The 23992-nt window shown below is 53.5% G+C and carries 19 protein-coding genes and 4 tRNA genes; 6 read left to right on the top strand and 17 right to left on the bottom strand.

The annotated features are described in order from the left end of the window. Position 1: 1 nt before the first annotated feature. The 5 genes from thiG (at position 2) to K5E19_RS11055 (ending at position 4540) form a co-directional block, all read left to right on the top strand. Complete coding sequence (thiG, locus tag K5E19_RS11075) at positions 2–769, top strand: thiazole synthase (RefSeq protein WP_221551219.1); 768 nt, start codon at positions 2–4, stop codon at positions 767–769. Further along, positions 769–1902 (top strand): 2-iminoacetate synthase ThiH, encoded by a 1134-nt coding sequence (gene thiH / locus K5E19_RS11070; protein ID WP_221551218.1) that lies wholly within the window; start codon positions 769–771, stop codon positions 1900–1902. Before thiG ends, thiH begins: the two co-directional genes overlap by 1 nt. A gap of 334 nt (positions 1903–2236) precedes the next feature. Next, positions 2237–3781: a sensor domain-containing diguanylate cyclase gene (locus K5E19_RS11065; RefSeq protein WP_221551216.1), complete on the top strand. Its 1545-nt coding sequence runs from the start codon at positions 2237–2239 to the stop codon at positions 3779–3781. A 133-nt stretch (positions 3782–3914) separates the two neighbouring features. Continuing rightward, on the top strand, positions 3915–4223 hold the full coding sequence (locus K5E19_RS11060) for a PTS sugar transporter subunit IIB (RefSeq protein ID WP_010425948.1): 309 nt from the start codon (positions 3915–3917) through the stop codon (positions 4221–4223). Continuing rightward, a complete protein-coding gene (locus tag K5E19_RS11055; protein WP_003862327.1) occupies positions 4223–4540 on the top strand; it encodes a PTS lactose/cellobiose transporter subunit IIA in 318 nt (105 codons plus the stop codon). Before K5E19_RS11060 ends, K5E19_RS11055 begins: the two co-directional genes overlap by 1 nt. Before the next feature lie 115 nt (positions 4541–4655). Here K5E19_RS11055 and rpoC read toward each other — a convergent pair whose 3' ends face one another. From rpoC to K5E19_RS10990, 13 genes are all read right to left on the bottom strand, one after another. Then, positions 4656–8879 carry a DNA-directed RNA polymerase subunit beta' gene (rpoC, locus tag K5E19_RS11050; RefSeq protein WP_042715985.1) on the bottom strand — a complete coding sequence of 1408 codons (4224 nt, stop codon included), beginning with the start codon at positions 8877–8879 and terminating at the stop codon, positions 4656–4658. Between the two features lie 76 nt (positions 8880–8955). After that, positions 8956–12984 (bottom strand): DNA-directed RNA polymerase subunit beta, encoded by a 4029-nt coding sequence (rpoB, locus tag K5E19_RS11045; protein WP_221551214.1) that lies wholly within the window; start codon positions 12982–12984, stop codon positions 8956–8958. A gap of 319 nt (positions 12985–13303) precedes the next feature. Further along, complete coding sequence (rplL, locus tag K5E19_RS11040; RefSeq protein ID WP_006176746.1) at positions 13304–13669, bottom strand: 50S ribosomal protein L7/L12; 366 nt, start codon at positions 13667–13669, stop codon at positions 13304–13306. Positions 13670–13735: 66 nt separating this feature from the next. Further along, positions 13736–14233: a 50S ribosomal protein L10 gene (gene rplJ, locus K5E19_RS11035; protein ID WP_001207203.1), complete on the bottom strand. Its 498-nt coding sequence runs from the start codon at positions 14231–14233 to the stop codon at positions 13736–13738. A gap of 291 nt (positions 14234–14524) precedes the next feature. After that, the gene (rplA, locus tag K5E19_RS11030; protein WP_006176745.1) at positions 14525–15229 is read right to left on the bottom strand and encodes a 50S ribosomal protein L1; all 705 of its coding nucleotides are present in this window, start codon (positions 15227–15229) and stop codon (positions 14525–14527) included. A 3-nt stretch (positions 15230–15232) separates the two neighbouring features. Beyond that, a complete protein-coding gene (gene rplK / locus K5E19_RS11025) occupies positions 15233–15661 on the bottom strand; it encodes a 50S ribosomal protein L11 (RefSeq protein ID WP_008503452.1) in 429 nt (142 codons plus the stop codon). A 156-nt stretch (positions 15662–15817) separates the two neighbouring features. Next, positions 15818–16363, bottom strand: a complete 546-nt coding sequence (nusG, locus tag K5E19_RS11020) for a transcription termination/antitermination protein NusG (protein ID WP_003862341.1) — start codon at positions 16361–16363, stop codon at positions 15818–15820. Position 16364: 1 nt separating this feature from the next. Further along, entirely contained in the window at positions 16365–16748 is a 384-nt protein-coding gene (gene secE / locus K5E19_RS11015) for a preprotein translocase subunit SecE (RefSeq protein WP_003862342.1), read from the bottom strand. Positions 16749–16977: 229 nt separating this feature from the next. Next, positions 16978–18162, bottom strand: coding sequence for an elongation factor Tu (gene tuf / locus K5E19_RS11010; RefSeq protein WP_023309456.1), 1185 nt, complete (start codon positions 18160–18162; stop codon positions 16978–16980). Positions 18163–18279: 117 nt separating this feature from the next. Next, positions 18280–18355 (bottom strand) — tRNA-Thr (locus K5E19_RS11005). A gap of 6 nt (positions 18356–18361) precedes the next feature. After that, positions 18362–18436: transfer RNA gene (locus tag K5E19_RS11000), tRNA-Gly, on the bottom strand. Positions 18437–18553: 117 nt separating this feature from the next. Beyond that, positions 18554–18638: transfer RNA gene (locus K5E19_RS10995), tRNA-Tyr, on the bottom strand. A gap of 8 nt (positions 18639–18646) precedes the next feature. Next, positions 18647–18722, bottom strand: a tRNA-Thr gene (locus tag K5E19_RS10990). Positions 18723–19040: 318 nt separating this feature from the next. On the opposite strand from K5E19_RS10990, the gene coaA reads away from it, so the two are divergent. Then, a complete protein-coding gene (gene coaA / locus K5E19_RS10985) occupies positions 19041–19994 on the top strand; it encodes a type I pantothenate kinase (RefSeq protein ID WP_221551212.1) in 954 nt (317 codons plus the stop codon). A gap of 40 nt (positions 19995–20034) precedes the next feature. Here coaA and dppF read toward each other — a convergent pair whose 3' ends face one another. Genes dppF through dppB form a run of 4 tightly spaced genes read right to left on the bottom strand, consistent with a single transcriptional unit; the run spans position 20035 to position 23955 of the window. After that, positions 20035–21033 carry a dipeptide ABC transporter ATP-binding subunit DppF gene (gene dppF, locus K5E19_RS10980; RefSeq protein WP_010426213.1) on the bottom strand — a complete coding sequence of 333 codons (999 nt, stop codon included), beginning with the start codon at positions 21031–21033 and terminating at the stop codon, positions 20035–20037. Continuing rightward, the gene (gene dppD, locus K5E19_RS10975) at positions 21030–22013 is read right to left on the bottom strand and encodes a dipeptide ABC transporter ATP-binding protein (RefSeq protein WP_010426220.1); all 984 of its coding nucleotides are present in this window, start codon (positions 22011–22013) and stop codon (positions 21030–21032) included. Before dppD ends, dppF begins: the two co-directional genes overlap by 4 nt. Positions 22014–22023: 10 nt before the next feature. After that, complete coding sequence (dppC, locus tag K5E19_RS10970; RefSeq protein ID WP_214606029.1) at positions 22024–22926, bottom strand: dipeptide ABC transporter permease DppC; 903 nt, start codon at positions 22924–22926, stop codon at positions 22024–22026. Between the two features lie 9 nt (positions 22927–22935). Beyond that, a complete protein-coding gene (dppB, locus tag K5E19_RS10965) occupies positions 22936–23955 on the bottom strand; it encodes a dipeptide ABC transporter permease DppB (RefSeq protein WP_006177810.1) in 1020 nt (339 codons plus the stop codon). Positions 23956–23992: the final 37 nt, after the last annotated feature.

Here is a 23992-nt window from a genome sequence, read left to right as displayed (position 1 = left end):
GATGTTACGTATTGCCGATAAAGTTTTTGATTCGCATCTGTTTACCGGAACCGGAAAATTCGCCTCGCCGCAGCTGATGGTGGATGCCATCCGTGAAAGCGGCAGCCAGCTGGTGACGCTGGCGATGAAGCGCGTGGACCTTCGCCAGCATAACGATGCCATTCTTGCGCCTTTACTGGAGGCAGGCGTTACGCTTTTACCGAATACCTCCGGTGCGAAAACGGCCGAGGAGGCGATTTTCGCCGCACAGTTGGCGCGTGAAGCGCTCGGCACGCGCTGGTTGAAGCTGGAAATTCACCCGGATGCGCGCTGGCTACTGCCCGACCCGATTGAAACGCTGAAAGCAGCAGAAAAGCTGGTGCAGCAGGGATTTATCGTCCTGCCTTACTGCGGCGCCGATCCCGTCCTGTGTAAACGGCTTGAAGAGGTCGGCTGCGCTGCCGTCATGCCGCTGGGCGCGCCCATCGGTTCTAATCAAGGGCTGGAGACGCGGGCGATGCTGGAGATCATCATTGAACAGGCCACCGTGCCCGTGGTCGTGGATGCGGGCATTGGCGTGCCCAGCCACGCCGCGCAGGCGCTGGAGATGGGTGCCGACGCGGTTCTGGTGAACACGGCAATTGCGGTGGCTGACGATCCGGTCAAGATGGCGCGCGCGTTCCGCATGGCCGTAGAGGCTGGCCTGCTGGCAAGGGAGTCCGGTCCCGGCTCGCGCAGTTTCCAGGCGCATGCCACCAGCCCGCTGACCGGTTTTCTGGAGGCGCTCTGATGACCACGTTTACCAATCGCTGGCGGGAGATCCACTGGGACGATATTGCCCTGCGCATCAACAGCAAAACGGCGGCGGATGTCGAGCGCGCGTTAAACGCGCGTCATCCGACCCGCGAAGACATGATGGCCCTGCTTTCACCGGCGGCCAGCGCCTACCTTGAGCCGATGGCGCAGCGCGCGCAGCGGCTCACCCGCCAGCGCTTTGGCAACACGGTGAGCTTCTACGTGCCGCTCTATCTCTCCAACCTGTGTGCCAATGACTGCACCTACTGCGGCTTTTCAATGAGCAACCGCATCAAGCGTAAAACGCTCGATGAAGGTGAGATTGCGCGCGAGTGTGCGGCCATTCGTGAAATGGGCTTTGAGCACCTTCTGCTGGTCACGGGCGAACATCAGGGGAAGGTGGGAATGGACTATTTCCGTCAGCATCTTCCGGCTATTCGCCGTGAGTTTGCGTCGTTGCAGATGGAAGTGCAGCCCCTGTCGCAGGACGAGTACGCAGAACTGAAAACGCTTGGGCTGGACGGAGTCATGGTTTATCAGGAAACCTACCACGAGGCGACGTACGCCCGGCATCACCTGAAGGGAAAAAAGCAGGACTTTTTCTTCCGGCTGGAAACGCCGGACAGGCTGGGACGCGCCGGGATCGACAAAATCGGCCTTGGCGCACTGACGGGGCTTTCAGACAACTGGCGAGTGGATAACTATCTGGTGGCGGAACATCTGCTGTGGCTCCAGCAGCATTACTGGCAGAGTCGCTACTCTATCTCTTTCCCCAGATTGCGTCCGTGTACAGGCGGCGTCGAACCGGCCTCGGTGATGGATGAGCGCCAGCTGGTACAAACCATCTGCGCGTTTCGTCTGCTCGCCCCGGACGTTGAACTATCACTCTCAACGCGTGAGTCCTCGGCGTTTCGCGATCGCGTTATCCCGCTTGCGATTAACAACGTCAGCGCGTTTTCCAAAACGCAGCCGGGCGGTTACGCCGACGATCATCCGGAGCTGGAGCAGTTTGCGCCACACGATGCACGACGTCCGGAAACCGTCGCGGAAGCGCTGATCGCCCAGGGGCTTCAGCCTGTCTGGAAAGACTGGGACAGCTGGCTGGGACGCGCCTCGCAATTACGTTGAAATGTACTGCAACTACGTAAAAAAATGACGAGGCGTCTTCTGAGATAAACACCGGGCAGTTGTGAACAGGTGCCCGGTTTTTCTATTCTGCTTTCGTCAGCAACGGATGCTGTCCAGGGCGAAAAGCTTCTTCCTCTCTTTCGCCCTGCCTCTGCCCAACATAACAAAAGTTGAAAAAATAAAAATAATGAGTAATTTCTTAATGATTCTTAAGATAAATCATCTCGCCTGAAATCCTGTTCCGTATAATTCGCTACTAACCTCAGGACAGCGACTAAGCTGAGAGGATATCAGCAGGCGTAACGTATTCATCATCTGGATTAATCTACAGCTCATGGCACTTCACAGTAAAAAGCTCTCTTTCACCCGGCCGATTATGGTCAGCTTTGCGGGGATCCTCTGCAGCTTCGCGCTGATCGCCGTGTTGATTACGCTTTCTCAGAGAAAGGATTTTCTGGAGGATTATCATAAGATTAATGGTAATTTCACCCATAACCTGGCGGTGAACTATACCGAATCCATCCTGCGTGAAAACGACTATATTCTGGGGCGTGCAGCGATGTATTTTGCGCGCGACGATCGGCTGAATCAGACAATCAACGTCGATCCGGTACAAGGACTGCAAATGTTAATGCATTTGCAAAACCTGATGCCGACAGTCTCGTCCATCTCTTTGACAGACACGCAGGGGCATTATCTGCGCGCGCCGGAAGTACTTCCTACGGAAAAGAGCAGGACATTCGACGTGCGAACCCGTCCGTGGTTTATAGGCCAGGCAGAGGCCAGTATTTTTAGTCACTATACCAGCCCCTATATGGACTACTTCACCGACCACCCAACCGTCACCCTCTACAAACCGGTGATTTCACCCGAAGGCAGGCTAAAGGGAACGATCGCTTTTCATCTTGATTTGACCTCTATGGGATACACCCTCCGTCAAATGGTGGCTCCCGTACAGGGTGAATTTTTCGTCGTCGAACGCGATGGTACCGTGGTACTTCACCCGGACACGGGCGCGCTGTTTAAACCGTACGTCAGCGAAGCGCTGATGGACAAAATGACCAGCGGCGAAGGCCATTTATTCGATCCAAAAAGCAAATCCTGGTACTACTACTACTCCTTCACCAACCCGGACTGGTTTGTTATTTATCGGGTATCCGACGCCACGCTTACCGCCATTACCCGCCACGAAACCGTTGTTGTTAGTTGGGGATTTGCACTTGCAGCCATTATCATCATTCTGTTTGGTTTGTACCTGCGCCATGCTTCCCGTACCGTGCTGATGAATATTATCAACGCCATCAAAACCGGGGATGTCAGCCAGGCCCCGCGCCTTGAGGCGATGCTCAGCCATACCATTCAGTCAAACAAAGCGCGTGAACAGGCCTATGTCCGTCAGGCAACCCATGACGCATTAACGGGCTGTAAAAACCGCCGCGCATTCGACAACGATGTGGATGAACTGCTGAACGCGCATCAGCCTTTCGCGCTGGCCCTGATCGATATCGATAACTTCAAATCCATTAATGACACCTGGGGGCACCTGAGCGGCGATATCGTTTTGCGTAACGTTGCCCGCGAGGGGATCCAGATCATGCAGCCCCATCACATCTCTGTTTACCGCTACGGCGGCGAAGAGTTCGCGGTGATCTTCCATACGGAGCTGATCGCTACCGCTCACGCGCTGCTGGAAGCGTGGCGCACCGCCGTGGAACGGCGCGTCTGGCGTGAGGAGAACCTGCACGTGACGTTCAGTGCAGGCCTGGGGGAATGGCACTTCGAGCCGCTGGAACACTTTGTAGGTAGCGTCGATGGCGCGCTTTACACGGCAAAACAGCAGGGAAAAAATCGTATCGTTCGTACGTCTGACAGCAAGTAACCACGAAATTGTAACCGGTTTCAGAAAAATGCCGATTTCTTTGTGATGCCTGACACACAATCACGGTAAAGCGGTTGTTGAAGCGGTCTGCACGGGATAATTATCAATAAACACATGTAGATCGAGGCTGATTATGAAGAACATCGTTTTATGCTGTGCAGCGGGAATGTCAACCAGCATGCTGGTTCAACGTATGAAAGATGCCGCGCAGAAAAAAGGGGTTGAAGTCACCATTAAAGCCGTTCCGGTCGCGGAGTTTAAAGACAACATCGCGACGGCCGACATCGTATTGCTGGGGCCACAGGTAAAATACGAGCAGGCGAAACTTCAGGCGCAGGCCGACCCGCTGGGCAAAAAAGTCGCGGTGATCGACATGATGGATTACGGCATGATGAAAGGTGATGCCGTACTGGAAAAAGCGCTTAAGCTGCTGGAGTCATAATGGAAGACTTAGAAACCACAATCATGGAACTGCTGGTGAATGCGGGCGCGGCGCGAAGTGCTGCTCTGACCGCACTGCAGATGGCACGTAAAGGCGACTTTGACGAAGCCGAGAAGGCGATGGAAGAGTCACGCGAATATGTAAAACACGCGCATACGATCCAGACGCAGCTTATTGGCCTTGATGAAGGCACCGGAAAGCTCCCGGTTAATCTGATCACCGTGCACTCTCAGGATCACCTGATGAACGCGATGGTTATTCAGGATCTGGCAGGCGATATGATTGAGCTTTACCGGCGGATCCCGTTGGTAAACTGATAACATACAGCTGTAAAAAAACCCGCCGAGGCGGGTTTTTTATTGTCGGGTGGCGCTACGCTTAACCGACTTACGAGGCACATGCCCGGTAATGTTTATCACCGGGCATCAACGATTACTCGTTGTCGGAACCGCCCAGACCTGCGTTCAGCAGTTCTGCCAGGCTCGCGGATGCATCTTCTGCAGTGACCTGCGGTGCAGCTGGCAGTTCGCCCGCAGCACGACGACGCATACGATCCTGGTGGTACGCATAACCGGTACCCGCCGGGATCAGACGACCCACGATAACGTTCTCTTTCAGACCGCGCAGTTCATCACGCTTACCAGCAACAGCCGCTTCGGTCAGGACACGCGTGGTCTCCTGGAACGATGCTGCAGAGATGAAGGACTCGGTTGCCAGAGACGCTTTGGTGATACCCAGCAGATCGCGCGCGAAGGTCGCACCGATTTTGCCGTTCGCTTCCAGATCGCGGTTTGCAATCTTAACGCGAGAGTATTCAACCTGTTCGCCTTCCAGGAACTCGGAGCTGCCTGCGTTTTCGATGGTTGCTTTACGCAGCATCTGACGAACGATAACTTCGATGTGCTTATCGTTAATCTTAACGCCCTGCAGACGGTAAACGTCCTGTACTTCGTTGGTGATGTAACGCGTTACCGCGTGTACGCCACGAAGACGCAGAATGTCGTGCGGTGCTTCTGGACCATCGGAAACCACGTCACCACGTTCTACACGTTCACCTTCGAACACGTTGAGCTGACGCCACTTAGGAATCATCTCTTCGTACGGTTCGCTGCCATCTACTGGAGTGATAACCAGACGGCGTTTACCTTTGGTCTCTTTACCGAAGGAAATGATACCACTGATTTCCGCCAGGATTGCAGGCTCTTTCGGACGACGTGCTTCGAACAGGTCCGCAACGCGCGGCAGACCACCGGTGATGTCCTTGGTACCGCTGGATTCCTGAGGAATACGCGCCAGAGCATCACCCGCACCGATCTGAATGCCATCTTCCAGCTGTACGATCGCTTTACCCGGCAGGAAGTACTGCGCAGGCATGTCGGTACCTGGGATCAGAACGTCGTTACCCTGACCATCAACGATTTTCAGTGCAGGACGCAGATCTTTACCACCGGCAGTACGTTCAGCAGAATCCAGAACCACCAGAGAAGACAGACCGGTCAGCTCGTCGGTCTGACGAGTAATGGTCTGGCCGTCGATCATGTCAGTGAAGCGGATGAAACCACTTACTTCGGTGATAACCGGCATGGTGTGTGGATCCCAGTTTGCAACGGTTTCACCGCCGGCAACCTGCTCACCATCACCTTTCGCCATAACCGCACCGTAAGGCACTTTATAGCTCTCTTTGGTACGACCGAATTCGTCGATCAGCTTCAGCTCGGTGTTACGAGAGGTCACAACCAGCTTGCCAGCGGAGTTAACAACAGACTTCGCGTTGCTGAGCTTGATGCTACCTTTGTTTTTCACCTGGATGCTGGATTCAGCAGCCGCACGAGATGCCGCACCACCGATGTGGAACGTACGCATCGTCAGCTGTGTACCCGGCTCACCGATGGACTGTGCCGCGATAACGCCGATTGCTTCACCTTTGTTGATGATGTGGCCACGCGCCAGGTCACGACCATAGCAGTGCGCACATACACCAAAGTCGGTGTCACAGGATACAACGGAACGTACTTTCACGGAGTCAACAGAGTTCGCTTCCAGCAGGTCACACCAGTGCTCGTGCAGCAGCGTGTTGCGTGGAACCAGAATGTCTGCAGTACCCGGCTTCAGAATGTCTTCCGCGGTCACACGACCCAGAACGCGATCGCGCAGTGGCTCTTTAACATCACCACCCTCGATAACCGGGGTCATGGTGATACCTTCGAGGGTGCCACAATCGTCTTCGGTCACAACCAGATCCTGCGCAACGTCAACCAGACGACGCGTCAGATAACCGGAGTTCGCTGTTTTCAGTGCGGTATCCGCCAGACCTTTACGAGCACCGTGCGTGGAGATGAAGTACTGGAGTACGTTCAGACCTTCACGGAAGTTCGCGGTAATTGGCGTTTCGATGATGGAGCCATCTGGCTTCGCCATCAGACCACGCATACCTGCCAGCTGACGAATCTGTGCTGCGGAACCACGCGCACCGGAGTCGGCCATCATGTAGATGCTGTTGAAGGAAACCTGCTGCTCTTCTACGCCGTCACGGTTAATCACGGTTTCGGTCTGCAGGTTATCCATCATCGCTTTGGATACACGATCGTTCGCCGCTGCCCAGATATCGATAACTTTGTTATAGCGTTCGCCCGCGGTTACAAGACCAGACTGGAACTGCTCCTGGATCTCAGCAACTTCGGCTTCCGCTTCAGAGATGATCTCGTGTTTCTTCTCTGGGATGACCATGTCATCGATACCAACAGATGCACCTGAACGCGCTGCATAAGCAAAGCCGGTATACATTGTCTGGTCAGCGAAGATTACGGTCGGCTTCAGACCCAGAATGCGGTAACAGGTGTTCAGCATTTTGGAGATCGCTTTCTTGCCCAGCGCCTGGTTGACGATGGAGAAAGGCAGACCTTTCGGTACGATCATCCAAAGAATGGCACGGCCAACGGTCGTGTCTTTCAGGCTGGTTTTCGCAACGAATTCGCCGTTTTCATCTTTTTCGTATTCGGTGATACGCACTTTAACGCGCGCATGCAGAGAGGCCAGGCCAGCGCGATAAATACGCTCAGCTTCTTTCGGGCCAGTCAGCACCATGCCTTCGCCTTTGGCGTTAACACAGTCACGGGTCATGTAGTACAGACCCAATACAACGTCCTGAGAAGGAACGATAATTGGTTCACCGTTCGCTGGGGACAGGATGTTGTTGGTAGACATCATCAGCGCACGCGCTTCGAGCTGGGCTTCCAGCGTCAGCGGTACGTGAACAGCCATCTGGTCACCATCGAAGTCGGCGTTATATGCCGCACAAACCAGCGGGTGCAGCTGGATAGCTTTACCTTCGATCAGGACTGGCTCAAATGCCTGGATACCCAGACGGTGCAGTGTTGGTGCACGGTTCAGCAGTACCGGGTGTTCGCGGATCACTTCGTCCAGGATATCCCAAACGACAGCTTCTTCACGCTCAACCATTTTCTTAGCGGCTTTGATGGTGGTGGCCAGGCCACGCAGTTCCAGCTTGCCGTAGATGAACGGTTTGAACAGCTCCAGTGCCATTTTCTTCGGCAGACCGCACTGATGCAGACGCAGGTATGGACCTACGGTGATAACAGAACGACCGGAGTAGTCAACACGCTTACCGAGCAGGTTCTGACGGAAACGACCCTGTTTACCTTTGATCATGTCGGCCAAAGATTTCAGAGGACGTTTGTTAGAACCGGTGATCGCACGACCGCGACGACCGTTATCCAGCAGGGCATCTACCGCTTCCTGCAGCATACGTTTTTCGTTGCGTACGATGATGTCCGGCGCAGCCAGATCCAGCAGACGCTTCAGACGGTTGTTACGGTTGATAACGCGACGATACAGATCGTTCAGATCGGACGTTGCGAAACGACCACCATCCAGCGGTACCAGTGGACGCAGATCTGGCGGCAGAACCGGCAGAACGGTCAGGATCATCCACTCTGGCTTGTTGCCAGACTGAACGAACGCTTCCAGCAGTTTGATACGCTTGGTCAGCTTTTTACGCTTGGTTTCGGAGTTAGTTTCGTTCAGCTCTTCACGCAGCTGCTCGCACTCTTGCTCCAGATCCATGCTCTTCAGCAGGGCCTGGATAGCTTCCGCACCCATCTTCGCGTCGAATTCGTCACCGAACTCTTCCAGCGCGTCCAGATACTGTTCTTCGGTCAGAATCTGGTTACGTTCCAGGTTCGTCATACCGCCTTCGATCACAACATAAGATTCGAAGTACAGAACACGTTCGATATCGCGCAGCGGCATATCCAGCAGCAGGCCGATACGGGACGGCAGGGATTTCAGGAACCAGATGTGAGCAGTTGGAGACGCCAGCTCGATGTGGCCCATGCGCTCACGGCGCACTTTGGTCTGGGTCACTTCAACGCCGCACTTCTCACAGATCACACCGCGGTGTTTCAGGCGCTTGTACTTACCGCACAGGCACTCATAGTCTTTTACTGGCCCGAAAATACGCGCACAGAAAAGGCCGTCACGCTCAGGTTTGAACGTACGGTAGTTGATGGTTTCCGGCTTTTTAACTTCACCAAAAGACCATGAACGGATCATGTCTGGCGAAGCCAGAGCAATTTTGATCGCATCAAACTCTTCGGTTTTAGTCTGCGCTTTCAGAAACTTTAATAAATCTTTCACGGATTTGCTCCCGTCGGAGTTAGCACAATCTGGTGCCGGGGGTTAACCCGGCACCAGTGACCTGTTTGAGCGAGAATTACTCGTCTTCCAGTTCGATGTTGATACCCAGCGAACGAATCTCTTTCAACAGTACGTTGAAGGATTCTGGCATGCCCGGTTCCATCTGATGGTTGCCGTCCACGATGTTCTTATACATCTTGGTACGACCGTTCACGTCATCAGACTTAACGGTGAGCATTTCCTGCAGGGTGTATGCTGCGCCGTATGCTTCCAGCGCCCACACTTCCATCTCCCCGAAGCGCTGACCACCGAACTGAGCCTTACCACCCAGCGGCTGCTGAGTAACCAGGCTGTAAGAACCGGTAGAACGAGCGTGCATCTTGTCGTCGACCAGGTGGTTCAGTTTCAGCATGTACATGTAACCTACGGTTACCGGACGCTCGAACTGTTCACCGGTACGGCCGTCAAACAGCGTAATCTGACCAGACGTTGGCAGACCACCCAGTTGCAGCAGCTCTTTAATTTCAGCTTCTTTCGCACCATCGAAGACCGGCGTTGCGATTGGCATACCTTTTTTCAGGTTCTCAGCCAGACGCAGTACTTCATCATCGCTGAAGGTATTCAGGTCGACTTTCTGACGCACGTCGGTACCCAGATCGTAGGCACGCTGGATGAATTCGCGCAGTTTCGCGACTTCTTCCTGTTGCTTCAGCATGGCGTTAATCTTGTCGCCGATACCTTTCGCAGCCATACCCAGGTGGGTTTCCAGAATCTGACCGATGTTCATACGAGACGGTACGCCCAGCGGGTTCAGTACGATATCTACCGGCGTACCGTTAGCATCGTGCGGCATATCTTCGATCGGGTTGATCTTAGAGATAACACCCTTGTTACCGTGACGACCTGCCATCTTATCACCAGGCTGGATCTGACGTTTAACAGCCAGATACACCTTAACAATCTTCAGCACGCCTGGTGCCAGATCGTCGCCCTGAGTGATTTTACGGCGTTTCGCTTCGAGTTTTTTCTCGAACTCGTGTTTCAGTTCGTCATACTGCTCAGCCAGCTGTTCCAGCTGATTTTGTTTCTCTTCGTCGGTCAGGCCCAGTTCCAGCCAGCGGTCGCGTGGCAGTTTGTCGAGCTTCTCAGCTTCAACGCCACCGGCAACCAGCACCGCATAGATACGGCTGAACAGACCCGCTTCGAGGATCTGCAGTTCTTCAGACAGGTCTTTCTTAGCCTGTTTGAGCTGCATCTCTTCGATTTCCAGCGCACGCTTATCTTTCTCAACGCCGTCACGGGTGAAGACCTGAACGTCGATAACCGTACCGGAAACACCGTTTGGTACGCGCAGAGAAGAGTCTTTAACGTCAGACGCTTTCTCACCGAAGATTGCACGCAGCAGTTTCTCTTCTGGCGTCAGCTGGGTTTCACCTTTAGGCGTAACCTTACCAACCAGAATGTCGCCGCCGGTCACTTCCGCACCGATGTAAACGATACCGGATTCATCCAGTTTGGAGAGCGCAGCTTCACCCACGTTAGGGATGTCAGCGGTGATCTCTTCTGGCCCCAGCTTGGTGTCACGGGACACACATGCCAGTTCCTGAATGTGGATGGTGGTGAAACGATCTTCCTGAACCACACGCTCGGAGACGAGGATGGAGTCTTCGAAGTTGTAACCGTTCCACGGCATGAACGCTACGCGCATGTTCTGACCGAGCGCCAGTTCACCGAGATCGGTGGACGGACCGTCTGCCAGCACGTCGCCGCGCTCAACTGGCTCACCCAGAGATACGCAAGGCATCTGGTTGATACAGGTGTTCTGGTTAGAACGGGTGTATTTGGTCAGGTTATAAATGTCGATACCTGCTTCGCCCGGATACATCTCGTCTTCGTTAACTTTGATAACGATACGGGATGCGTCGACGTACTGAACAGTACCGCCACGTTTAGCAACCGCAGTAACACCGGAGTCAACGGCAACAGCACGTTCCATACCGGTACCAACCAGCGGCTTATCAGCGCGCAGAGTTGGAACGGCCTGACGTTGCATGTTCGCACCCATCAATGCACGGTTGGCGTCATCGTGTTCCAGGAACGGGATCAGGGACGCACCGACGGATACCACCTGCTGGGTGGATACGTCCATGTAGTCAACCTGGTCGCGGCTGAACAAGCTGGATTCGCCTTTGCTACGGCAGGTAACCAGATCTTCTACAAAGTGGCCTTCGTCATCCAGGTTGGAGTTCGCCTGAGCGATAACGTAGTTGCCTTCTTCAATAGCAGACAGGTAGTGAATTTCGTCGGTTACAACACCGTCAGTCACTTTACGGTACGGAGTCTCGAGGAAGCCGTATTCGTTAGTCTGTGCGTACACGGACAGGGAGTTGATCAGACCGATGTTTGGACCTTCAGGCGTTTCGATTGGACATACGCGACCGTAGTGCGTCGGGTGTACGTCTCGAACTTCAAAGCCTGCGCGCTCACGGGTCAGACCGCCTGGGCCGAGTGCAGAGATACGACGTTTGTGCGTAATCTCAGACAGCGGGTTGTTCTGGTCCATAAACTGAGACAGCTGGCTTGAACCGAAGAACTCTTTCACTGCTGCAGAAATCGGCTTGGCGTTGATCATATCCTGAGGCATCAGGGTATCCAGATCGCCCAGAGACAGACGCTCTTTCACCGCACGCTCTACACGTACCAGGCCAACACGGAACTGGTTTTCCGCCATTTCGCCTACGGAACGGATACGACGGTTGCCGAGGTGGTCGATATCGTCCACTTCGCCTTTACCGTTACGGATATCGATGAGCTTCTTCATCACTTCGATGATGTCGTCTTTGCTCAGGATACCGGAACCTTCGATCTCATCGCGCAGCAGAGAACGGTTGAACTTCATACGACCAACCGCGGACAGATCGTAGCGGTCTTCGGAGAAGAACAGGTTCTCGAACAGGCTTTCCGCCGCTTCGCGAGTTGGTGGCTCACCAGGACGCATCATGCGGTAGATTTCGACCAGCGCGCTCAGACGATCGGTGGTTGGGTCGACGCGAATAGTCTCAGAGATATAAGCACCGTGGTCCAGATCGTTGGTGAACAGCGTTTCGATACGTTTGTGACCAGACTGGCTCAGCTTAGCCAGCAGATCCAGGCTCAGCTCCATGTTCGCTGGGCAGATCAGCTCACCCGTTGACTCGTCAACGTAATCTTTCGCGGCTACTTTTCCTGCAATGTACTCAACCGGAACTTCGATGAGTTTGATATCATCTTTTTCCAGCTGACGGATGTGGCGCGCGGTGATACGGCGACCTTTTTCCACATACACTTTGCCGTCGGCTTCGATGTCGAACGACGCGGTCTCACCACGCAGACGTTCCGGCACCAGCTCCATCTGCAGCTTGTTGTCGCGGATTTCAAAGATCACTTTCTCAAAGAACAGGTCCAGGATCTGTTCAGTGGTGTATTGCAGCGCACGCAGAATGATGGTTGCAGGCAGCTTACGACGACGGTCGATACGGACAAACAGGTTGTCTTTCGGATCGAACTCGAAGTCCAGCCATGAACCACGGTAAGGAATGATGCGTGCGTTATACAGTACTTTACCGGAAGAGTGTGTTTTACCTTTATCGCTGTCGAAGAAGACGCCCGGGCTACGATGCAGCTGGGAAACGATAACACGCTCAGTACCGTTGATTACGAAAGTACCGTTGTCTGTCATGAGTGGAATTTCACCCATGTAGACTTCTTGTTCTTTAATGTCTTTAACGGTGCCTTCCGGCGCTTCGCGCTCGTAGATCACCAGACGCAGTTTTACGCGCAGCGGTGCGGAATAGGTCACGCCACGGATCTGACATTCCTGAACGTCAAACACCGGTTCGCCAAGGCGGTAGCTGACGTACTGCAGCTCGGAGTTACCGCTGTAGCTCTGAATCGGGAACACGGAGCGGAAGGCTGCTTCCAGACCGTACTGCCCTTCAGGATCTTGCTCGATAAACTTCTGGAACGAGTCAAGCTGGATAGAAAGGAGATATGGAATGTCCAGAACTTGTGGACGTTTACCAAAATCCTTACGAATACGTTTTTTCTCGGTATAGGAGTAAACCATAGGGTTCCTCAGCTCGCTGACAAGTCGACCCATCTGTCCGACGAAGGGACAGTTTGTGCAACACCATTTTGTGGACCGGAAAATTGAATACTTTCCGCAATACCTGTTGCTATCACGCTTAAATCATTTCGTCGCGATTTACACAGAGCGAGCACCCTGTCGCAATATATTAAGTCGTCGATAGAAACATGCATTGTCAGGACAATCAGCAGTCAAACAGTGTGAAATGCTACTGATGCCTTACAGCGCAAAAAGGCTGGTGACTAAAAAGTCACCAGCCATCAGCCTAATTACTTAGGCTGCAACCAGAAAAGTTGGCTTATTTAACTTCAACTTCAGCGCCAGCTTCTTCCAGAGATTTTTTCAGTGCTTCTGCGTCGTCTTTGCTCACGCCTTCTTTCAGCGCAGCTGGAGCAGATTCTACCAGGTCTTTAGCTTCTTTCAGACCCAGGCCAGTTGCGCCACGTACTGCTTTGATAACAGCAACTTTGTTAGCGCCAGCAGCTTTCAGAATTACGTCGAATTCAGTTTTTTCTTCAGCAGCTTCAGCCGGGCCCGCAGCTACAGCTACAGCAGCAGCAGCAGAAACACCGAATTTTTCTTCCATTGCAGAAATCAGTTCTACAACGTCCATTACGGACATAGCTGCAACTGCTTCAATGATTTGATCTTTAGTGATAGACATTTAAATTGTTCCTGAAAATCAGAATAAGTTTATACGTAAGCGAATGCTTTATAAAGATAACTGCGATTAAGCAGCTTCTTTCGCATCGCGAACAGCAGCCAGAGTGCGAACCAGTTTGCCAGCCGAAGCTTCTTTCATGGTTGCCATCAGGCGTGCAATTGCTTCTTCGTAGGTCGGCAGGGTTGCCAGGCGATCGATTTGCGATGCCGGGATCAACTCACCTTCAAAGGCTGCAGCTTTGACCTCAAATTTTGCATTCGCTTTCGCGAACTCTTTGAACAGACGAGCAGCAGCGCCCGGGTGTTCCATAGAGTATGCAATAAGGGTCGGACCAACAAACGTGTCTTTCAGGCACTCGAACTGAGTACCTTCAACTACGCGACGCAGCAGGGTGTTACGAACAACACGCATGTATACGCCAGCTTCACGACCTGCTTTACGCAGTTCAGTCATTTTGTCTACAGTAACGCCACGGGAATCCGCAACTACTGCAGACAGCGCGCCTTTGGCTACTTCGCTGACTTCAGCAACAATCGCTTGTTTGTCTTGAAGATTTAAAGCCATTAGCTTTGCTCCTGGATGTTTGCCGGAACTCATGTTCCGGAACTCACTTCACTCTTCCCAACGGAAAGAGCGTCTTAATACGGTGAGCAGAAACAAGCCAGAGTATCCAAAAATAATCTTAGCGTTCTGTCACCGTCTACGCAGGGGATTAAGTCTCTTGCGAAACACCTGCGGTCTTCGACGGAGGCCTGGATTAGGCCAGGCTCCAACGAACAATTCTTTTAGCCGCTAACTTTCGTTAGCAAACGTGGGGGTAAGATTGTAGACAAAATCACCGCCCACGTAAAGGCATTAGTTTGCAGCAGCGCTCAGGCCAGCCTGGTCAACTGCAACACCTGCACCCATGGTGGTGGAGATGCTAACTTTCTTGATGTACACGCCTTTCGCCTGAGTTGGTTTTGCTTTTTTCAGCGCAACCAGCAGAGATTCCAGGTTTTCTTTCAGTTTGTCAGCGTCAAAGTCCACTTTACCGATGGTGGTGTGGATGATGCCGTTTTTGTCGTTACGATAACGAACCTGACCTGCTTTAGCGTTCTTAACCGCTTCAGCAACGTTAGGCGTTACAGTACCCACTTTCGGGTTTGGCATCAGGCCGCGTGGACCCAGAACCTGGCCCAGCTGGCCAACAACGCGCATTGCATCTGGAGAAGCAATAACAACGTCAAAGTTCATTTCGCCTTTCTTGATCTGATCAGCCAGATCTTCCATACCTACCAGTTCAGCGCCGGCAGCTTTAGCAGCTTCAGCGTTTGCACCCTGAGCAAATACAGCTACGCGAACGGAACGGCCAGTACCGTGTGGCAGTACAGTTGCGCCACGAACGTTCTGATCGGATTTACGAGCGTCGATGCCCAGGTTAACGGCAACGTCAACGCTTTCAACGAACTTAGCAGTTGCCAGTTCTTTCAGCAGAGCGATAGCTTCGTTGATGTCGTACTGTTTGGTCGCATCAACTTTGTCACGGATCACGGACATGCGCTTGGTCAGTTTAGCCATTTCTTAGTCCTCCACTACCAGGCCCATGGAACGTGCAGTACCTTCGATTGAGCGAGTCATCGCTTCAATGTCGGCACCAGTCATGTCGGCAGCTTTGGTCTGCGCGATTTCCTGCAGCTGAGCGCGGGAAATTTTACCCACTTTGTCTTTGTTCGGTTTACCGGAACCAGACTTGATACCAGCCGCTTTCTTCAGCAGAACTGCTGCTGGAGGGGTTTTGGTAACGAAAGTGAAAGAACGGTCAGCGTAAACAGTGATTACGACTGGGATTGGCAGACCTTTTTCCAGGGATTCAGTTTTTGCGTTGAACGCTTTACAGAATTCCATGATGTTCACACCCTGCTGACCCAGAGCTGGACCAACTGGTGGACTTGGGTTCGCCATACCAGCTGCAACCTGCAGCTTGACGTAGGCTTGTACTTTCTTAGCCATTCTAAAATCCTCTGATTGGGTGATAGCGCCTCAGAGAGGCTCCCCGTGAATAAAATTCGTTTTACGGGCCGTAACCCATAAAAACAAAAGGCGCGAAATTGTATTCCAATCTCGCGCCTTGTGCAACGGTTAAATCGTTGCTTTTTTGATCGCTGCTTAGGCTTTTTCGACCTGTGCAAAGTCCAGCTCTACCGGGGTCGCACGACCGAAGATAGAAACAGACACTTTCAGGCGGGACTTCTCGTAGTCCACTTCTTCAACGACGCCGTTAAAGTCAGCAAACGGACCGTCATTAACACGAACCATTTCACCCGGTTCAAACAGCGTTTTCGGACGCGGCTTATCACCCACCTGCTGCAGGCGGTTCATAATCGCATCAACTTCTTTATCGCTGATTGGCGCCGGACGGTCAGACGTGCCGCCGATAAAGCCCATCACGCGCGGTACGCTGCGCACCAAGTGCCAGCTCGCGTCGTTCATTACCATCTGAACCAGCACGTAACCCGGGAAGAATTTACGCTCGCTTTTGCGACGTTGGCCGCCACGGATCTCGACCACTTCTTCGGTCGGAACCATAACTTCGCCAAATAACTCTTCCATGTTGTGTAATTTGATATGCTCACGCAGCGACGTAGCTACGCGGCCTTCAAAACCGGAAAACGCCTGAACGACGTACCAACGCTTTTTAGGGGCTTCAGACATCTTAGAACCTCAGGCCAGTGATAAAGGAAACCAGGCGAACCAGAATACCATCCAGTCCCCACAGGATCAGTGACATTACAGCGGTAACCGCCGCTACGATCAGCGTGGTGTGCAATGTTTCCTGGCGAGTCGGCCAAATGACCTTGCGGACTTCGGTACGTGCTTCGCGAGCGAAAGCGACAGTCGCTTTGCCTTTTGTCGTCAACAGCGCGACACCACCCGCTGCAGCAATCAGAATTACCACTGCAAGCGCGCGTAGCGGCAGCATCATGTCACGATAAAGATAGTTGCCAACAATTGCCACGATCAGCAGCACGGCTACAACTACCCATTTCATCGCTTCCAGGCCGCGCCCGCTCCCTTGAGCTTCGGTATTCGCACTCATAAACCAACCTGTCAGAAGTATTCTACAAACATTTTCACCCCGCGATTGCGAGGCAAACCAAATCGAAATGCTAATTCGCTTTTCGGATTATACGCTCTCTGCAGAGCCTGTCTCAGCAATGATTATGACAAAAATAATCACTGATGAGCCAGGTTCTGATGTGAAAGCGTGCAAAAAGGGCATCAAATGATGCCCTTTTATTGCGCATTGCGTCAAATGTTATCAGCGATTAGCCGAGAACTTTAGCAACAACGCCCGCGCCAACGGTACGGCCGCCTTCACGGATTGCGAAACGCAGACCATCGTCCATCGCGATTGGGTGGATCAGAGTCACAACCATCTTGATGTTGTCGCCTGGCATTACCATCTCAACGCCTTCTGGCAGTTCGATGGTACCGGTCACGTCAGTTGTACGGAAGTAGAACTGTGGACGGTAGCCTTTGAAGAACGGAGTATGACGGCCGCCTTCGTCTTTGGACAGGATGTACACTTCAGATTCGAACTTGGTGTGTGGCTTGATTGAGCCTGGCTTCGCCAGAACCTGACCACGTTCGATTTCTTCACGTTTGATACCACGCAGCAGAACACCAACGTTCTCACCAGCACGGCCTTCGTCCAGCAGTTTGCGGAACATTTCAACGCCAGTACAGGTAGACTTAGCAGTCTCTTTGATACCAACGATTTCAACTTCTTCGCCAACTTTGATGATACCGCGCTCTACACGACCGGTAACAACGGTACCACGACCGGAGATGGAGAATACGTCTTCGATTGGCAGCAGGAATGGCTTGTCAATCGCACGCTCTGGTTCTGGGATGTAAGAATCCAGGAAGCCAGCCAGTTCGATGATTTTCGCTTCCCACTCTGCGTCGCCTTCCAGCGCTTTCAGCGCGGAACCACGAACGATTGGAGTGTCGTCGCCTGGGAAATCGTACTGAGACAGCAGTTCACGAACTTCCATCTCTACCAGTTCCAGCAGCTCTTCGTCATCAACCATGTCGCATTTGTTCAGGAACACGATGATGAAAGGAACGCCTACCTGACGACCCAGCAGGATGTGCTCACGAGTCTGAGGCATTGGGCCGTCAGTCGCAGCAACAACCAGGATCGCGCCGTCCATCTGCGCAGCACCGGTGATCATGTTTTTAACATAGTCGGCGTGGCCTGGGCAGTCTACGTGTGCGTAGTGGCGAGTCGGGGTGTCGTACTCAACGTGAGAGGTGTTGATGGTGATACCACGAGCTTTTTCTTCTGGTGCGTTATCGATCTGGTCGAATGCGCGAGCAGAACCACCGTAGGTTTTTGCCAGAACGGTAGTGATTGCAGCGGTCAGCGTTGTTTTACCATGGTCAACGTGGCCGATAGTACCGACGTTAACGTGCGGTTTTGTACGTTCAAACTTTTCTTTAGACATCGATTGTCCCTCTAAGACACGGATAAATCGGTGATATCACCACATCAACCAGGCGAAATGCCTGAACTGTTGAATACATTTAAATTGAAACAGAGAGAAACGGGAGGAGAAGTGAAGTGGTGCTGATACCCAGAGTCGAACTGGGGACCTCACCCTTACCAAGGGTGCGCTCTACCAACTGAGCCATATCAGCACGTATTGGAGCGGGCAGCGGGAATCGAACCCGCATCATCAGCTTGGAAGGCTGAGGTAATAGCCATTATACGATGCCCGCATCCTGAAACTCGGCTACCCAGTTCTTTCTGTAACAAAAAAAGAGATTTCTCTCTTTTCATGTTCGAGCTGGTTAATTTTTCCAACCAGCTCCGGCGGCATTTACGCTGCCAGAAAGTGGTGGTGGGGGAAGGATTCGAACCTTCGAAGTCTGTGACGGCAGATTTACAGTCTGCTCCCTTTGGCCGCTCGGGAACCCCACCGGACTTGATGGTGCCGACTACCGGAATCGAACTGGTGACCTACTGATTACAAGTCAGTTGCTCTACCTACTGAGCTAAGTCGGCATCAAGTAGCGCGCATTCTATGGAGACATGCGCAGTCATGCAACTAAAAAATTGCATAAAACGTTCTTTCGCTCACATTTTATGCGAAACCAGTGCTAACCGCTTTAAATTCATCCGCTCGCGGTCAAATATTCAACATGAAAGGCTGATTTACCCCTTCTATACCGTACCGTGATAGCTCCCGCGTAACGCATCGCTTTCCCATATTTTTTCTTATTATTCCTGTCATCTGGTGTTAACCTCCTGCCCATTGTCCAAAATTAACTATGTGAAGAGCCATGACCCGGCAGTTTTGTGCTGGCTCACAGAAGCAGGCTTATGAGCAAAAAAGAGCAAACGTTAATGACACCTTATCTTCACTTTAACCGCAGCCAGTGGGCTGCCCTGCGTGATTCCGTTCCTATGACACTGACGGAAGGTGAAATCGCACGGTTAAAAGGGATAAACGAAGATCTGTCCCTGGAAGAGGTGGCAGAAATTTATCTTCCCCTCTCTCGCTTGCTTAACTTCTATATAAGCTCGAACCTCCGCCGCCAGGCGGTACTGGAACAGTTCCTCGGTACTAACGGTCAGCGTATTCCTTATATCATCAGTATCGCGGGCAGCGTGGCAGTGGGTAAAAGCACCACCGCGCGCGTCTTACAGGCGCTGCTGAGCCGCTGGCCAGAACACCGCAGCGTGGAGCTGATTACCACCGACGGCTTCCTGCATCCCAATGAAGTATTGAAAGAACGCGGGTTGATGAAGAAGAAGGGCTTCCCGCTCTCTTATGATATGCATCGTCTGGTGAAATTCGTCTCTGACCTGAAATCGGGCGCGCCTAACGTCACCGCGCCGGTTTACTCACATCTGATTTACGACCGTATTCCGGATGGAGACAAAACGGTTGTGCAGCCAGACATCCTGATTCTGGAAGGGTTAAACGTGCTGCAAAGTGGGATGGATTATCCTCACGACCCGCATCACGTCTTTGTTTCCGACTTTGTTGATTTCTCTATCTATGTCGATGCGCCGGAAGATCTGCTGAAAAACTGGTATATCAACCGCTTCCTGAAGTTCCGGGAAGGGGCGTTCACCGATCCGGATTCCTATTTCCATAATTACGCCCAGCTCTCTAAAGAAGAGGCTATCAATGTCGCAACGGGACTGTGGAATGAGATCAACTACGTGAACCTGAAAGAGAACATCCTGCCAACTCGCGAGCGCGCCAGCCTGATCCTCACCAAGAGTGAGAAACACGCTGTCGACCAGATCCGTCTACGGAAGTCATAACGCAGACATAAAAAAACCGGCTTCACGCCGGTTTTTTTCTTTACGCATGCGGCTTTTCGCCATTTTCATCCTGATCGACCGCGAAACAGGCCACCAGCTGTCCACGATAATCCTTCAACTGTGGCTGCAACTGCGTGCAGGGTCCAAAGCGTCGGCTACAGCGGGCATTGAACGCACATCCCGGAGGCGGATTCAGCGGGCTTGGCAACTCGCCGGTCAGCTTAATCCGCTCACGACGATCGTCCGGATTCAGACGCGGCGTCGCAGACAACAGTGCCTGAGTGTACGGATGACGAGGATTATTAAAGATCTGCTCTTTCGTCCCCTTCTCCACGCAGCGCCCTAAGTACATCACCATCACTTCATCGGCAATGTGCTCCACGACAGACAAATCATGTGAAATGAACACATACGACAGCCCCAGATCCTGCTGCAGATCCATCATCAGGTTCAGCACCTGCGCACGTACGGATACGTCGAGCGCAGAAACAGGCTCATCGGCAATCACCACGTCCGGGTCGAGCATCAGACCGCGGGCGATGGCGATACGCTGACGCTGGCCGCCCGAGAACATATGCGGGTAGCGATCGTAATGCTCAGTTTTCAAACCCACTTTCGCCATCATCGCCAGCGCTTTCTCGCGACGCTGCTCTTTGCTCAGGTTGCTGTTGATCAGCAGCGGCTCTTCCAGAATCTGCCCCACTTTTTTGCGCGGGTTCAGTGAACCGTACGGGTTCTGGAACACAATCTGGATTTTCTGGCGACGCAGCTTCTGCGCCTGTGGATCGTGCTTGAGCAGATCCTGCCCCTGATAGTACAGCTCGCCGCCGGTCGGCACTTCAATCATCGTCAGCAGACGGCCCAGCGTCGATTTGCCACAGCCCGACTCCCCCACCACTGCGAGCGTTTTACCGCGTTCGAGAGTAAAGGAGACGCCGTCCAGCGCTTTGACCAGGCGCTCAGGCGCAAATAAGCCCTTCTTCACCGGGTAATGTTTTTTCAGGTCGATGGCCTGCAACAGCAGTTGTTGCGTACTCATAGTGTTGGCCTCCCGGCATCATCGAGTGGGTAGTGGCATTTGGACTGGCGACCGTCAGCCAGCAGATTCAGCTCTGGCTCGTCGACGCGGCATTTATCCGTCGCATACGGGCAGCGCGGGTTAAGCAGACAGCCCTGCGGACGGTCATATTTACCCGGCACAACCCCCGGAAGCGAGGCCAGACGCGCTTTATCCTGCGCAAATTCCGGCAGCGCGCGCAGCAGAGCCTGCGTATACGGATGACGCGGGGCACGGAAGATATCGTGCGAGCTTCCGGTCTCCACCACCTGGCCTGCATACATCACGATGATTTTGTGTGCCGCTTCAGCCACCAGCGCCAGGTCGTGCGTAATCAGCACCAGCGCCATATTCTCTTTCTGCTGCAGTTCCAGCAGCAGCTCGATGATTTGCGCCTGGATGGTTACATCCAGCGCGGTTGTCGGTTCATCGGCGATCAGCAGCTTTGGCCGACAGGCAATTGCCATGGCGATCATCACGCGCTGGCTCATCCCGCCGGATAACTGGTGCGGATACACGTCCAGACGCGATGCCGGATCGGGGATACCCACCTGCGTCAGCAGATCGATCGCGCGCTGACGACGGGTTTGCTTGTTACCGCCCTGGTGCACCTTGATGGCTTCCATAATCTGGAACCCCACGGTGTAACACGGGTTCAGGCTGGTCATTGGGTCCTGGAAGATCATCGCCACTTCCGCGCCCACCAGTTGGCGACGCTGTTTCTCGGAAATACGCTGCAGATCCTGACCATTAAATTCCAGGCTTTCCGCCATTACGCGGCCGGGATAATCAATCAGCCCCATGATTGCCAGCGAGCTTACTGACTTACCGGAACCGGACTCCCCTACGATGCCAACCACTTCGCCCTGATTTACGCTGTAGCTGATGCGGTCCACGGCGCGAAACGGTGTGCCTTCGTCGCCGAAGTGCACCGATAATTTATCTACATTTAATAACGCCATCTCGTGCCTCTTACTGCTTCAGTTTGGGATCAAGTGCATCACGCAGACCATCACCCATCAGGTTAAATGCCAGCACCGTCAGCAGAATCGCCAGACCCGGGAAGGTGACGACCCACCAGGCGCTTTGCGCGAACTGCAACACGTCGGAGAGCATAGTGCCCCACTCCGGTGTTGGCGGCTGCGCACCCATGCCAAGGAAGCCAAGAGCGGCCATATCGAGAATGGCGTTAGAGAAACCGAGCGACGCCTGAACAATCAGCGGCGCAAGGCAGTTAGGCAGAATATTGACGAACATCTGGCGCATCGCCCCCGCCCCCGCCACGCGAGAAGCGGTTACGTAGTCTCGATTCACCTCGACCAGTACGGCCGCACGGGTTAATCGGACGTAGTGCGGCAGCGCAACGAACGTCAACGCCAGGGCTGCGTTGCCTATCGAAGGTCCAAATACCGCCACCAGCACCAACGCGAGCAGCAGGCTTGGCAATGCCAGCATGATGTCGACGATACGCATAATGACGTTATCCACGATGCCGCCAAAGTAGCCAGCCACCAGTCCGAGCACAACGCCCATGATCAGCGACAGCACAACAACGAGGCAGCCTACCAGCAGCGACAGACGCGCGCCGTACATCAGACGCGACAGCACGTCGCGGCCCACGTCATCGGTACCGAGCAGGTGCGTCAGGCTACCGCCGTCCTGCCAGGCAGGTGGGGCGAGCAGCGCATCACGGAACTGATCGGCCGGGTTATACGGCGCGAGCACGTTCGCGAATACCGCAATGAGGATCATGATGGTGACATACACCAGCCCTACCACCGCGCCTTTGTTGCGCTTGAAGTAGTGCCAGAACTCCTGCAGCGGCGTCATAGGAACCGGTGCAGCGACCACTTTATTTTGAGTGACTTGTGACATGATGGTCCCTTACTTCTTATGACGAATACGCGGGTTCACCACGCCGTACAGCAAATCGACCAGCAGGTTGACGAGGATAATCATCGTCGCAACCAACAGTACACCGCCCTGCACAACCGGATAGTCACGGCGCTGCAGCGCGTCAATCAGCCAGCGACCCAGGCCCGGCCAGGAGAAAATGGTTTCCGTCAGGATCGCCCCTGCCAGCAGCGTCCCCACCTGCAGACCGATAACGGTAACGACCGGCAGCATGGCGTTACGCAGTGCATGAACGATGATGACGCGCATGCGGGTTAACCCTTTGGCGCGCGCGGTACGGATGTAATCTTCGCCAAGCACTTCCAGCATGGAGGAACGGGTCATACGCACGATCACCGCCAGAGGAATGGTGCCCAGCACCATCGCAGGCAGGATCATGTGCGCGACGGCATCAATGAAGTTGCCCTCTTCGCCCCAGATAGCCGTGTCGATCAGCATAAAGCCGGTGAGCGGGTTGGTATCATCAAGGAAGACCATATCGCTGACGCGCCCGGAGACCGGCGTAAGGTTCCATTGCACGGAGACCAGCATGATCAGCATCATGCCCCACCAGAAGATAGGCATGGAGTAGCCGGTCAGCGCCAGACCCACGGCGGTATGATCGAAAATAGAGCCACGCTTAACGGCAGCCAGTACCCCAACAGGAATACCTACCGCAGTGGCAAAAATCATGGCGCAGATGCCCAGTTCCAGCGTCGCTTTGAAACGCGGCACGAACTCGTCCCACACCGGAAGACGGCTTTTGAGTGAAATCCCTAAATCACCGTGCAAAACACCCCAGATATAGTGGAGGTACTGCTGCCACATAGGCTTATCAAGGCCGAGTTCAGCCAGCAGCTGCGCATGACGCTCAGGGGAGATACCACGCTCGCCCGCCATAATCATTACCGGGTCGCCGGGGATCATATGGACGAAGGCAAAAGTGAGAAGGGTGATACCGATAAACGTCGGGATAACGAGTCCCAAACGTCGGAGGATGAACTGCAACATAACCCGGATTCTCTCTGATGACGCACGGCCAGTGGCG

The organism is Enterobacter sp. RIT637, from assembly GCF_019718755.1.
Classification (GTDB): domain Bacteria; phylum Pseudomonadota; class Gammaproteobacteria; order Enterobacterales; family Enterobacteriaceae; genus Enterobacter.
The sequence above is the reverse complement of the archived record's forward strand: the minus strand, read 5'-3'. Positions and strand labels throughout refer to the sequence as shown.

Bases quoted from the DNA above. Each gene is read 5' to 3' on its own strand.
- thiG (WP_221551219.1), top strand. From the start codon at position 2: ATGTTACGTATTGCCGATAAAGTTTTTGATTCGCATCTGTTTACCGGA.
- thiH (WP_221551218.1), top strand. From the start codon at position 769: ATGACCACGTTTACCAATCGCTGGCGGGAGATCCACTGGGACGATATT.
- K5E19_RS11065 (WP_221551216.1), top strand. From the start codon at position 2,237: ATGGCACTTCACAGTAAAAAGCTCTCTTTCACCCGGCCGATTATGGTC.
- K5E19_RS11060 (WP_010425948.1), top strand. From the start codon at position 3,915: ATGAAGAACATCGTTTTATGCTGTGCAGCGGGAATGTCAACCAGCATG.
- K5E19_RS11055 (WP_003862327.1), top strand. From the start codon at position 4,223: ATGGAAGACTTAGAAACCACAATCATGGAACTGCTGGTGAATGCGGGC.
- rpoB (WP_221551214.1), bottom strand. From the start codon at position 12,984: ATGGTTTACTCCTATACCGAGAAAAAACGTATTCGTAAGGATTTTGGT.
- rplL (WP_006176746.1), bottom strand. From the start codon at position 13,669: ATGTCTATCACTAAAGATCAAATCATTGAAGCAGTTGCAGCTATGTCC.
- rplJ (WP_001207203.1), bottom strand. From the start codon at position 14,233: ATGGCTTTAAATCTTCAAGACAAACAAGCGATTGTTGCTGAAGTCAGC.
- rplA (WP_006176745.1), bottom strand. From the start codon at position 15,229: ATGGCTAAACTGACCAAGCGCATGTCCGTGATCCGTGACAAAGTTGAT.
- rplK (WP_008503452.1), bottom strand. From the start codon at position 15,661: ATGGCTAAGAAAGTACAAGCCTACGTCAAGCTGCAGGTTGCAGCTGGT.
- nusG (WP_003862341.1), bottom strand. From the start codon at position 16,363: ATGTCTGAAGCCCCTAAAAAGCGTTGGTACGTCGTTCAGGCGTTTTCC.
- secE (WP_003862342.1), bottom strand. From the start codon at position 16,748: ATGAGTGCGAATACCGAAGCTCAAGGGAGCGGGCGCGGCCTGGAAGCG.
- tuf (WP_023309456.1), bottom strand. From the start codon at position 18,162: ATGTCTAAAGAAAAGTTTGAACGTACAAAACCGCACGTTAACGTCGGT.
- coaA (WP_221551212.1), top strand. From the start codon at position 19,041: ATGAGCAAAAAAGAGCAAACGTTAATGACACCTTATCTTCACTTTAAC.
- dppF (WP_010426213.1), bottom strand. From the start codon at position 21,033: ATGAGTACGCAACAACTGCTGTTGCAGGCCATCGACCTGAAAAAACAT.
- dppD (WP_010426220.1), bottom strand. From the start codon at position 22,013: ATGGCGTTATTAAATGTAGATAAATTATCGGTGCACTTCGGCGACGAA.
- dppC (WP_214606029.1), bottom strand. From the start codon at position 22,926: ATGTCACAAGTCACTCAAAATAAAGTGGTCGCTGCACCGGTTCCTATG.
- dppB (WP_006177810.1), bottom strand. From the start codon at position 23,955: ATGTTGCAGTTCATCCTCCGACGTTTGGGACTCGTTATCCCGACGTTT.